This is a genomic window from Alteromonas sp. G4i13, assembly GCF_054960505.1.
In genome coordinates this window covers 1-11715 of sequence record NZ_JBHNYX010000077.1, presented here as the reverse complement: position 1 = coordinate 11715, position 11715 = coordinate 1, and the positions used below count along the sequence as shown (strand labels likewise).

The following is an 11715-nucleotide window of genomic DNA, read 5'->3' as shown; positions in this document are numbered from 1 at the left end:
GTAAAATTTTATATAAAATATGTTGGTTTTTGTAAATAACTTTCAGTTTTGTCGTGATCTGTCTGTTTATTTTGCTATTTCTGTAATTAAATTACGAAAAATGCTTTATTTTTTGAAAGTGTTGTTCATAATGTATTCATCACTCAGGTGATATCTAATTTAGTTACAAAATAGGAATTCAAAAATGAAACTGTCTACTTTCGCAATTGCTCTAACACTATCTGTTGCTGCCACTCAATCTTTCGCAAAAGATGTCGTACTAAAGCCAATTAACGACAACATCGAAACACAAGCATGTTTAACTGCTGCAGAAGATGGTTTTGGTCCTGCATTGCGTCTTATCCGTTCAAAAGGTTTTAATGCAGAAGAGTTCAGTGCATCTGTACGTTGCAACGGCGAATCACTTCGCACTTTTGCTTACATGTACAAAAACAACAAGGCGACTGAAAACGCGAAAACTGTAGCACTTGTTGCTAAAAACCAAGATGTTGCGTCACAGGCTTGTCTAGAAGCGCTTTCAGTAGGTAAAGAAGCGGCACTAGCGAAGTTTGGTTTGGAAGGTGAGAACATTATTTGTAACCACAAAACAATGTCTGATTTTGTTCGCGAATACAGTGCAGAGAACGTAGTTGTTCGCACTGCTGCTGAATAAGACTGCGTTTTAGGATAGCAACCTACTGCTAATATTTAGTACAGTTTCATGGCCTTTCGCTTGAAAGGGCGAAAGGCCTGACACTTTACGCTTCGCTTGATTTAATTCTACATAAGTCTTCTCGCATCGGCCAACCTTTAGCCGCTCCGTTCAGTTTTTTCATTTCGTATAGGCATTAAAATAGGCGTAACGCTCCACCTATAGTTATTGGTTTTCATCTGAATGAATCAAATGAAACTCAGTTTGCCTGCCATCTAAATAGGTTACTGACTGACCGTCAAAAAATGCATCTTCTTCCAGCATAATTCTAATTTCTTTGTTCCACTCTTTAATAAAGCTTGCTGCATTGAGTTCTATCGAATAAGCCGTTTGTGCAAACACTGGATAGTCACCTTGAACTGGTACTCCTTCCTGTGCATCCCACATTCCTATCGTTGGACCCGCTGCGTGCCCATGAAAACCAAGCGGGTGGGTGTAAATAGCGGGCGTAATGTTTTGTTCGATAGCCTGCTGCCGCGACATACTCAAAATAGTGTTACCTGTTCTGCCTACTTTAAAATTACCGGTCAGAATGTCCTGCAACTGGTTTCCAGATTTAAGTGCTTCCTTAAGTGAAGCTGGCGCGTCTTTTTCACCAGGCTTTAACACGTAAGCATGCTGCTGTTGATCAGTATTAAGTCGAAGGTAAGTAATGCCGAAATCGACATGAATGAGATCGCCCGGCCGAATGATGTTTTCACCAGGACGCTTGCTAAATGCGGTAATTTGGTCGAAGACTTCACTGTCTTTACGTTGAATTGAGACAGTAGGATGAAACCAGTTGGTCAGCCCTAAAGCGCGCGTTTGATCACGCAGCCACCACACCACATCGTCTGTAGTTGTCACGTTAGGGGTTATAACTTCATTTGAAAATGCCGTTGCTATTAGTGAATGACCAATTTGAGTAAGTACCGGATAATATTGCATTTCAAGGTCACTGCGCGTTTCCAGCCAACCGATTGAGAGTCTTTCGCCACTTACAACGCGGCTTTTCAGCGCTTCAGGAAGTACGGCCATAAATTTATCGTGTTCGGTAGAGGTCATGCCATCAGCGAGCGCAAATGAATCAGACGTATTAATGGCAATTTTAGCGGGATTCCGGGCTTCGATAACGTGTTTCAATGCCTTCCACTGGTCGGGTTGTGCTTCCTTATCCCACGCTTTTTTAAATAGTGACCCTACCGCATATCTTGCAACAGCCAAACGTTCTAGCGGTTGACCATTGCCGGGGTTATAAATGACTAACATGGTATGACGTCGTGCGGAAATCCAAGTAGAAGGTAACATGGTTTTTAAAACGGGATCTTCGTTGTATTCCCGGGACATTAACACCCACATGTCGATGCCTTCACGCTCCATAATTTGGGGCAGCACAGAATTGAAGCGTTCAACGGTGATCTTATCAATCAGCTCGCTTCGCTGTTTCATACTAAGAATGTTATTCGCCCATGCGTTTGCCGATAGGGATAACATTACTAAACCTAAACTTACCGCTAGTAACTTTCTCATCCATGTTTCCTGTCTATTATTATTAAAATGATCACAGTGCGCGTTCATTTTTAGTAAACAAACTTAGCAAACAAAGATATAAAGTAAAACGCGCACGAGTGAGGTAAGGTTAATCTAACACTAAAATTGAAAGTTCAGCTAGGTGTATCACTTAATAGCCCTAGTTATATGAAACGACTTCAATCTCTATGTTTTGCTGAGCCATGAAATAAAAGCGTCTACCTGGTTCATAATCGCCATGGCTAAAAGTATTGAAGTTTAGTGCCAGAACCCGCTGCTCTGTTTCGTCTAAATTAGGCACAACAATACCGATGTGGTTGATATTGGCGAGGGTTTTATAATCGCTTTCAATATCATTGATAGCTTTAGGTCTGTAAAGGGCTAGGTAGTCTTTATCGTTTCCTACGTGCACCGTGTAGCCGTCATTTTTGGCGCCGCCGCTCCACCGTACTTTCCAACCAAATAGCGTACAAAGTAAGCTGGCTAGCTCATCTGGGTTTTCAACGGTGATATTCGCGTGCTCTAAGTATGCAATTGTCATGTGTTTTTCCTTGTGTAGATAATCAACGAAAAACAGCTTAATATCTAAAGCTAACTTTAGATCAAGCGTTTTTTACCGCTATTTGGAAATTGGAAAAGGGGCGTTATGGCACCAGAACCTATGGTAAGCATTGGCTTTATTGCTAAACGTACTGGCAATGCTGTTTCATTAATTCGCTATTATGCCAACGAAGAGCTTATTCCTTCTGTGCGCACAAATGGCGGAAATAGAGCATTTCCTCGCTCTGTCATTCGTAGAGTTTCCTTTATTTTGATCGCGCAAAATATGGGGTATTCCCTTGCTGAGATAAAGAGTCTGTTGTCTACACTTCCAGACAACAGAACGCCAACACAAGCTGATTGGGCAAAATTAAGCACGGTGTTTAATCAGCATATCGAAGCAAAAATTTCAGCGCTGACCAGTTTGAAGACGTCGTTAGAAGGCTGTATTGGCTGTGGGTGTTTGTCATTAGACCGCTGTAGGCTTTACAATACCGACGATAAAGTGGCAGCCCAAGGTAGCGGTGCCCAGTTGCTCGATGAAAACGTGCAATCCCAGTTCTTAGTTTCACACAAAAAGTAGCGCTTCATGCACCCAAAAAATCTTCACAAGAACGGCTATCCTATGGATACGCTGTGCCAGACATACCCAGCGCTCAAGTCTTTTCTCGTTCGTGCTAAAAGCGGCAATACCAGTATAGATTTCACCAGCCCAAAAGCGGTGAAGGTGCTTAATGCGGCCTTACTTCATCACTACTACCGCCTTGAATATTGGGATATTCCTGATGGCTACTTATGCCCCCCAGTACCTGGAAGAGCAGATTATATCCACGGTATTGCTGATTTATTAAAATCAACGAGCAGCAGTGCGCATGGTGAGCAGAGTCAACTGGGGAAAGATCAAAACGTTCGTGGGCTTGATATAGGCGTGGGCGCAAATGCTATCTACCCTATTATCGGCGTTACATCCTATGACTGGTCGTTCGTAGGGAGTGATGTTGATGACGTCGCAGTAAAAAGTGCTAAAGCTATTGCTAGTAAAAATAGTGTGTTAGCCCATAAATTCCAAGTGCGTAAACAAGCGAATAGAGCAAGTATTTTCAACGGCGTGATTGAAGCAAATGAACGATTTACGTTTACTATGTGCAATCCTCCGTTTCATAAGTCTGCGCAAGAGGCACTGTCAGGCACGCGAAGGAAGACATCTAATTTAACCCGTAATAAACAGAAACGAAGTGGTGCGAAGTTCACCGATAATCGTGAGCAAGGTTTTGGGCATCGTACATCCAAGCTACAAGGTAAAAATGCCGCTTACCAAGGTAAGGACGCAAACTTGAATTTTGCGGGCCAAGCGAATGAACTGTGGTGCGAAGGCGGTGAACTTGCCTTTATTCAGCGCATGGTTAAAGAGAGTGTCTCTGTAAAAGACAATGTAGAATGGTTCACCTGCTTGGTGTCGAAGAGTGCCCATTTGAAACCAATTAAAACCAGTATTGATTATTACGGTGCTGCGCAGTGTAAAGTGATTGATATGGGACAGGGAAGTAAATTGAGTCGTTTTGTTGCGTGGACTTTTTAACCGTCGTATCGCTAAGTTAAATTGACCGAGTACAGTTGAAGCAGCGTAGTGCGAACACGCATAGCATTTGCTAAGGAAAGTGGCTCTTGTTCTGAAGAACCACCTTCCAATTCAACGTTTAGAAGCTGAAGGTTTTTGACACACCAAACACAATGCGCTCATCGGCGGTATCAAAATCAAGATTGGTGTTTTCAGCAGCAATTTCGAAATCGAACCCTTCATAGCTTGTTTGGTAAGCCAAACGGTAGTGGTAGAAAGAGGTGTCATCACCATTCCACAGCCACTTGTCACTGTCTAGTGAGTTAGATACGTCAAAGCTTGCACGTAAATGATGGTTGGGGGCGAGTTCAAAGGTATGAGCAACCATTGCGATAGCGTGTTTTGCGCCTGTTCCAAAGTAATCCCACGTGTACCAGAAGTTTAGTTCTGAACTACCGTAGTCACTGGCATAACCAAACTTGGTATACACCTCTGGGTAATTGCCATCACTTGAATCATCGCCACCGTGATAAGAGTAATAAGCGATGCCGTAGTCCAAACTCACCGTTTCGGTTAGCATTTGGTAACGACCCACGTAAAAATCCCATTCAAGGTTTGTATCGCCACCAAAATCTACATTAGATGCCCACGTGCCTGCATAAGTGCCGTTATCAAATGCTTTATCAACGCCGCCCTGAAGAGCCGGGTCGTTTTGCGTTTGGCTAACGCCGTTGAAGGTATAATCTGAAACCGCAGAGATATTGGCGCTCCAATCAGCGAATGAAGCTGAAGAATATAACGCTGCGACAATAGCCACTGTGAAAATATGCGTGGATGTAAAAAAAGAATTCAATTTTTTCATTGTTAAACACCTGTTTTTATCATTGTTTTATTTGGCCCGCTTCCTAGTTAATGCGCTCTTACGCAAGCTTCGGGCAATACTTACCCCCATTGGCTCAAAATGAGCCAATGTTAAGAAGGTAAAAAGTAAATGATTTAGTTAGTTGAGATTTTCTATCTTGGTAAAGTCGATTTTGTTTTCTTTCGGCGATGTTTTGATGGCCGTCACCGATTTAAATTTCTGACTTAGAATGAAAGCAAAGCAGCTAAAGAAGATAGTGATAACTAACGCACCCACCCACTGAATTTGCAAGAAGTCTAGTTTGAACAGCAACGTAAGTAGCGAAAGCGCCACGATATTGAGAGCAATGTAATTGCCTTTACCGATGCGTTCAACGGTCATGTTTAGATTATCTGTGTACAGTCTAATCAGTGAATCAAGTGAGTTGATCACAAAGACGACACCCACGCATACCATGGCTAAATTGGTTATCCCCTCAGTAGGAATACCGGCACTGTGATAGTGGTACAGTACTGAAAACCAAGCCGCAATCGGGATAGATGGAATGACCATCATAGCCAACATGACTTGATAAGTTTTAAGACCGCCCACGAAACGAGACGTAAACTGACCAATCATGATGCTCCAGCTGAACCACCAGAATAGATAGAACTCGTGATACTCATTAATGGGTAATACGAAGTTATCGATGTTCGCAAAGTACCCGCCAATAAGACCTAGGTTGGTAAAATAAGCCGTTATCTCACTTTCACCAAATACAAATGCAGCCGCCCACATGCCAATAATAAGCGCTATAAATACCCATGTGGTTGTTAGGCTTAAAATACGCACGTATTTAATGCTAGTGCTCGAATATACGGCAAAAGCAATGGCTGCAAACACAATCAGGTAGAACGCAGGCACGACAGATTCTCCGTCGCCTATCGACGGTAAATACCACGGAAGGTTAGACAGTAATAGAAACGCCGTGAAAGCACAGGTTCCGATGATTACAACGTTGTTTACGAACTTAACAACGGGAAGCTCGAAGAACTTTACTTTCGGTTCGATTACGCAGAAATAAAAACAAGTAAGAAAGTAGAATCCCCAAATTAAGAATCCCCAGAACCCAAACTCAATGGCGAGCGGATTGGTGAAGGCATATTCAGGACTTGCGCTTATGTCAGCATAACCAGCAAATTCAGTGAGCGGGAACATAATAAGGCCCACGTCCAAACCTGAGGTAAAGAGAATGGCAATAAAGGTAAAGGTTCTAACTGGCGTTACGCCGACCACTTTCATGTTGCCCCATTTAAACAAAATATAGGCTACAGAAAGTAGAGTGAAAATAATGCCTGCACTAAGCCATACTGTCATTATCACCCTCCCAATATTGATAAAAATGAAACATGTTTTTTCCTTTTTTTCGTTATTAAACAGTCCACCCAACTACACATTAAAGCCTTATATTAAAGGCGGTATGTAGGCACTGTGGAAGGTGCGCTTGTTTTAACAACAAGCACACTGGTGCGAGCTAGTTTAAAAATTTAGCGTTGCTTTGTTTGCCAATGCGGGTGAATATCCACGGGTACATTTTGTGGTGGCAAAGCAGGTTTACCCAGAATGATGTCTGCCGCCTTTTCCGCCACCATGATGGTTGGCGCATTTAGGTTTCCGTTTGGAATTGTGGGGAAGATAGAAGAATCCACCACTCGCAATCCTTCAATGCCATGAACATTGGTTTGAGAATCTACCACTGCCATCTCATCTTCCCCCATTTTGCAAGAGCATGATGGATGGTAAGCGCTCTCAACGGCTTCACGCACAAAAGCGTCTATTTCTTCATCCGTCTGAATGTGCTCGCCAGGCTGAATTTCGCCGTCTCTGAAGTCGTCGAATGCTGACTGTGCGATGATTTCTCGTGTAAGTCTTACGCATGCTCTAAACCCTTCGATATCATCTGGATGCTGCAAATAGTTAAACAAAATTTTAGGTGGAACCGTCGGGTTAGCCGACTGAAGGGTTACGCTACCTCTACTTTTAGGTTTGTTGTGACCTACGTGCACTTGAAAACCATCGCCATCAAACGCTGACTTTCCGTCGTATCGAATAGCGGCAGGCAAGAAGTGGTACTGAATGTCAGGCCACTCTACGTCTGCTTTCGAGCGAATGAAGGCGCAAGACTCAAAGTGATTCGTAGCGCCTAACCCAGAACGGTTTAACAACCAGCGAGCGCCGATCAACCCTTTTGAAATTAAGCCCAGTTTGCGATTTAACGTAATTGGCTGTTTGCACTTGTACTGGAAATAAAATTCCAAATGATCTTGCAGGTTTTGACCCACACCCGGCAGGTGGTGCTTAACATCGACACCTGCTTTTTCAAGAATATCTTTGTCGCCAATTCCAGAAAGTTGCAGGATATGTGGTGAGCCAATAGAGCCGGCACTTAAAATCACTTCGTGAGATGCGGCGGCAGTTTCGGCTTTACCGTTAACTACATATTCAACGCCTTTTGCGACTTTATCTTCCAGCACGACTTTAGTAACCAGCGCGCCAGTCACTATAGTTAAATTCTTACGCGATTTTATCGGGTCAAGATATTCACGGCTTGCCGAACTGCGTACACCATCTTTAACGGTCATATGCATAGGGCCGAAGCCTTCTTGCTGCTTACCATTGTAATCGCTAGTGATATCGTAGCCCGCCTGTTCGCCGGCTTTAATGAAGGCCGTATAAAGCGGATTCTTCATTTCGTTACCGTTGTTAACGCCGAGTTCACCATTGCCACCTCGGTAAGCGTCGTTACCTTTGTACCAGGTTTCAGCTTTTTGGAAATAGGGTAGGCACGCCTGATAATTCCAGCCCTCTGCGCCGTGAGCTTCCCATTCATCAAAGTCTTTAGCGTGGCCGCGTACGTATACCATTCCGTTAATGGATGACGAGCCGCCCAGCACTTTACCGCGGGGGCAGTGCATTTCACGGTTGTTTAAATAGGGCTCTTTTTCAGTGTTGAATTGCCACGCATACTTGTCGGTATTCATAGGAATAGACAGCGCCGTTGGCATCTTGATGAAAATGCTTTTATCTGAGCCACCGGTTTCCAGTAGCAACACCTTGTGCTTTGGGTTTTCTGACAAGCGGTTCGCTAGCGCACAGCCAGCAGAACCAGCTCCAACAATTATGTAATCAAATGTCTGCATATGTACTCCTACTGCGATTTAAAACGGGCTTTCAATTTGGCTCATACCTACATAAACCGACTTGGTTTGCGTGTAGCTATTAAGTGTTTCAACACCGTTTTCCCGTCCAATGCCAGATTGCTTGTAGCCGCCTACAGGCATTTCAGCAGGAGAGTTTCCATATGCATTTATCCAGCAAATACCAGCTTGTAACTGGTGGATAACGCGGTGCGCGCGCTGGATATCTTTACTAAATACGCCCGCTGCCAAACCTAGCTCGGTATCATTCGCGCGTGCGATCACTTCGTCTTCATCATCGAATACCAACACGCTCATTACTGGCCCAAAGATCTCTTCCTTAACGATAGTCATATCGTCAGTGCAATCTGTGAAAATTGTTGGTTCAACAAAATAGCCGTTAGGCGCAGAAGCTGGAGAGGCAGCGTTACCACCGGTTAACAGCGTTGCGCCTTCTTCTTTCCCTTTCGCAATATAGCTAAGCACTAACTCTTGGTGCTTTTTAGAAATAAGTGCGCCTAGGTTTACATTAGGGTCTAGTGGGTCGCCCATAATGATATTGTTTTCGGTACGGGCTTTAAGCTCATCAATAAAGGCTTGATATACAGAGCGCTGGACGTAAACACGAGTACAGTTAGTACAGATTTCACCTTGAGTATAAAAATTGCCTAGCATAGCGGCGCTGATAGCCTGGCTAATGTCGGCATCTTCGAATACTACAAGCGGTGACTTCCCGCCAAGCTCCATTGTTACGTCTTTTAAGTTCGACGCAGCGGCGCTTTGCATCACTTTTTTACCTGTTCCTACTTCACCAGTAAACGATACTTTCTCAATGTCAGGGCTGTTTGTAAGCCACTGACCTACTTGTGCTGCACCTTGAACCACATTGAATACGCCGTCAGGTACGCCAGCTTCGGTAAAAATTTCAGCCAGTTTAAGCGCACCCATTGGGGTTTCTTCTGACGGCTTAAATATAAACGCATTACCTGCGGCAAGGGCGGGGCCTGATTTCCAGCAAGCGATTTGAATAGGGTAGTTCCATGCGCCAATACCGGCACAGATACCTAGCGCTTCTTTGCGCGTGTAGAAGAAATCGCCACCCACAGGTTGCTGGGTACCTAGTTGAGTAGGAGCAAGGCCGGCATAGTACTCAATAACATCAGCGCCAGTTTCAATATCAACACAGTCGGCTTCTTGAATAGGCTTACCGGTATCGAGTACTTCAAACTTAGCGAGTTCGTCATTACGTTCACGAAGCAATGCAACCGCTTTATTAAGAATACGGGTTCTTTCAATTGGCATCATTGCTGACCACACCGCAAAACCTTCTTTAGCGCTTTTAATTGCTTCTTGTTGAATAAACTCATCAGCCACTTCTACGTGGTAAATTACCTCACCGGTTGCGGGGTTGGTTACAGCAAAGGTTTCTTTGCTTTTGTTTGCCATCGGCTTGCCGTGAATGAAATTCTGATAAGTCGGTAATGACATGCATAAACTCCTACTTTTAAAAGGACTAAAACTTTCGCCAATTTGCGGGTACTGCGAATTAACTTCTATTACGAATACCTAATACGTAGAAATAGTTTCAAAATGATGAATAGTGTTGAAACTATTTTCTTTATTGAAATGCTAACTTGCACGAATAGAACACTTTCGCTTTGTAAAAGTCACCCTGTAAAAATATCATTACCTACTGCGCCCATGACGCATTATTGAAGGTTTTAGGACGTAATGTCGCACGTCTTTTTACTGATGTTTTTATTTTAATTGGTCGTTCAATAAAAATAAATTGTATAGTGTTCTAACTATTGTTTCAACTTGTGAGCATTGTTACAGAAGCGTAATTGCTAGGAGTAACTTGCGAAAATTGCTGGTAAGTGAATGATTTTAAATAGTAAAAGTGTAAACATTAAATATATAAAGAATTAGCTATCCCCATGCTTAATTCCTTTTTGATTGACCAATTAAAGGTGCGAAAATGTTTAACTGAAACTAATTGAGTTGGAGGTAAGGGTTAACCTTGCGGGGCTAAAAGCAATTGCTCTTCGCAATTTGATACTGTTGAAAAGAGAAGTTAAAAGGGCAGCTTAGGCCCTTTCATCATGTGAGGTAAATATTAAGGTAGAGACTAAGCCTAAAACAGACAAGTAAGCGTCGATTTCGCTTTAGGTGCTTAAACTACAATGGTAATAACCTGAGTTGATCGATAGGGTAGCAACATCACCTTTATTCCAAAACACTACGTTCTTGTTGTTGGTGTATTTTGCCCCCGATGCTGAACGTGATAACTGCACAATGTGATGGGTGTTGTTTAATGATAAAGCCAATGTGTCAGGCCCCAGCGTATTTACACGTAAAGTAGCGAGATTGGCATTAGGCGTTTCACATTTGTACGTTTTGGTCGACTCTTGTTCATTTGAGCCAACCACATCTTGTTTTTGCGATGAAGCCAGGTCAGACAATTTCGTATCTACATTACTTTTTGTCGCACTTGCCGATTTGTTTGTCGTCGATTGAGAAATCTGTGCAGCAATCGCTCTAATCGTTTCATTGCCATTACTGTCGTAAAGCACCAACCAAGTATTTTCCACTATCGAATAAGTTGCCGATGCGGCCAACATTTCGATGAAGCGTTGCTCTTGTTTCATCAGTGCAGGCGCACATGCCTTTTTGGTGAGAATGAGCTTATCAGTGGAAAAGGATTCAGCTGAGCTTTTATCACTAAATACCGTATCGGCTTCATCAACATCTAGCGCTCCGGTAAACTGATTACAACCTGTACTGCCGCTTACTCTGCTAGTGTCTCCGTTTGAATTTACGTTAAGCGTAACATGGCTGAAATCGATAATTCCTGCTCGGTCTATACTTTCAACCTGCCAATGACTGTCCGCTAACGTAAGTGGTTTGCCTTCGGTATGCTGTTGACTACCTTCACTTTCATTTGAATAGAGAGAGGAGACCGAGCTGCACGCTGTTAAAGAAAGAAGCGCAGAACCTGTCAAAGCCCAAAGGTACTTCCTGTAAGTCATGAAAACTCCAATTGTTTTTAATCAATTTCACTATGATTCGCGATAGCCAACTAAGTTCATCTTTAACCGTTGAGCTCAAATAGCACGAAGAGCACCACTATACCTCCACTTTGTCGTCAAAACGACAGTTCGTAAGCGAATGAACGGAGTAAACTAACACCTTGATATAACTTATGGGTGACGCAGTATGAAAAATTTAGAACAGCACTTGAGTGAGTACGCCAAGTACCACAGAGATCAAAGAAACATATACACCCATTATGTCGGTATTCCGCTAATTGTTTTCTCGGTTTTCTGTCTACTAAGTAAGCCTGCGTTTCTAATTAGCGCGCCAATTTTTGGAGATATGA

Annotated in this window: 11 protein-coding genes; 4 read left to right on the top strand and 7 right to left on the bottom strand. The window is 43.1% G+C overall.

The features are described from left to right. The first annotated feature begins 184 nt into the window (after positions 1 to 184). Positions 185 to 652 carry a hypothetical protein gene (locus tag ACFI6J_RS20945; RefSeq protein ID WP_014950289.1) on the top strand — a complete coding sequence of 156 codons (468 nt, stop codon included), beginning with the start codon at positions 185 to 187 and terminating at the stop codon, positions 650 to 652. 204 nt (positions 653 to 856) lie between these two features. Here ACFI6J_RS20945 and ACFI6J_RS20940 read toward each other — a convergent pair whose 3' ends face one another. Both ACFI6J_RS20940 and ACFI6J_RS20935 read right to left on the bottom strand, forming a co-directional pair. Next, entirely contained in the window at positions 857 to 2200 is a 1344-nt protein-coding gene (locus ACFI6J_RS20940) for a M24 family metallopeptidase (RefSeq protein WP_462586377.1), read from the bottom strand. A 160-nt stretch (positions 2201 to 2360) separates the two neighbouring features. After that, positions 2361 to 2741, bottom strand: coding sequence for a VOC family protein (locus tag ACFI6J_RS20935; RefSeq protein ID WP_462586376.1), 381 nt, complete (start codon positions 2739 to 2741; stop codon positions 2361 to 2363). A 105-nt stretch (positions 2742 to 2846) separates the two neighbouring features. Here ACFI6J_RS20935 and soxR point away from each other — a divergent pair, with 105 nt between their 5' ends. Both soxR and rlmF read left to right on the top strand, forming a co-directional pair. Beyond that, entirely contained in the window at positions 2847 to 3323 is a 477-nt protein-coding gene (gene soxR, locus ACFI6J_RS20930) for a redox-sensitive transcriptional activator SoxR (protein WP_462586375.1), read from the top strand. 6 nt (positions 3324 to 3329) lie between these two features. Then, entirely contained in the window at positions 3330 to 4319 is a 990-nt protein-coding gene (gene rlmF, locus ACFI6J_RS20925) for a 23S rRNA (adenine(1618)-N(6))-methyltransferase RlmF (protein WP_239247071.1), read from the top strand. Positions 4320 to 4437: 118 nt separating this feature from the next. Here the strand turns inward: rlmF and ACFI6J_RS20920 are convergent, their stop codons facing one another. From ACFI6J_RS20920 to ACFI6J_RS20900, 5 genes are all read right to left on the bottom strand, one after another. Continuing rightward, positions 4438 to 5160, bottom strand: a complete 723-nt coding sequence (locus tag ACFI6J_RS20920; protein ID WP_014979915.1) for a TorF family putative porin — start codon at positions 5158 to 5160, stop codon at positions 4438 to 4440. A gap of 138 nt (positions 5161 to 5298) precedes the next feature. Then, entirely contained in the window at positions 5299 to 6516 is a 1218-nt protein-coding gene (locus tag ACFI6J_RS20915) for a choline transporter (protein WP_049587146.1), read from the bottom strand. Positions 6517 to 6686: 170 nt separating this feature from the next. Next, positions 6687 to 8339 carry a choline dehydrogenase gene (betA, locus tag ACFI6J_RS20910; protein WP_462586374.1) on the bottom strand — a complete coding sequence of 551 codons (1653 nt, stop codon included), beginning with the start codon at positions 8337 to 8339 and terminating at the stop codon, positions 6687 to 6689. 18 nt (positions 8340 to 8357) lie between these two features. Then, entirely contained in the window at positions 8358 to 9824 is a 1467-nt protein-coding gene (betB, locus tag ACFI6J_RS20905) for a betaine-aldehyde dehydrogenase (protein ID WP_462586373.1), read from the bottom strand. A gap of 677 nt (positions 9825 to 10501) precedes the next feature. Continuing rightward, on the bottom strand, positions 10502 to 11365 hold the full coding sequence (locus ACFI6J_RS20900; RefSeq protein WP_156086709.1) for an META domain-containing protein: 864 nt from the start codon (positions 11363 to 11365) through the stop codon (positions 10502 to 10504). 187 nt (positions 11366 to 11552) lie between these two features. Between ACFI6J_RS20900 and ACFI6J_RS20895 the strand changes: the two genes are divergently transcribed. Next, the coding region (locus ACFI6J_RS20895; protein WP_462586378.1) for an Mpo1-like protein at positions 11553 to 11715 on the top strand (163 nt) is incomplete at its 3' end.

Coding starts and splice junctions, on each gene's coding strand:
- ACFI6J_RS20940 (WP_462586377.1), bottom strand. CDS start 2,200: ATGAGAAAGTTACTAGCGGTAAGTTTAGGTTTAGTAATGTTATCCCTA.
- ACFI6J_RS20935 (WP_462586376.1), bottom strand. CDS start 2,741: ATGACAATTGCATACTTAGAGCACGCGAATATCACCGTTGAAAACCCA.
- rlmF (WP_239247071.1), top strand. CDS start 3,330: ATGCACCCAAAAAATCTTCACAAGAACGGCTATCCTATGGATACGCTG.
- betB (WP_462586373.1), bottom strand. CDS start 9,824: ATGTCATTACCGACTTATCAGAATTTCATTCACGGCAAGCCGATGGCA.
- betA (WP_462586374.1), bottom strand. CDS start 8,339: ATGCAGACATTTGATTACATAATTGTTGGAGCTGGTTCTGCTGGCTGT.
- ACFI6J_RS20920 (WP_014979915.1), bottom strand. CDS start 5,160: ATGAAAAAATTGAATTCTTTTTTTACATCCACGCATATTTTCACAGTG.
- soxR (WP_462586375.1), top strand. CDS start 2,847: ATGGCACCAGAACCTATGGTAAGCATTGGCTTTATTGCTAAACGTACT.
- ACFI6J_RS20945 (WP_014950289.1), top strand. CDS start 185: ATGAAACTGTCTACTTTCGCAATTGCTCTAACACTATCTGTTGCTGCC.
- ACFI6J_RS20900 (WP_156086709.1), bottom strand. CDS start 11,365: ATGACTTACAGGAAGTACCTTTGGGCTTTGACAGGTTCTGCGCTTCTT.
- ACFI6J_RS20915 (WP_049587146.1), bottom strand. CDS start 6,516: ATGACAGTATGGCTTAGTGCAGGCATTATTTTCACTCTACTTTCTGTA.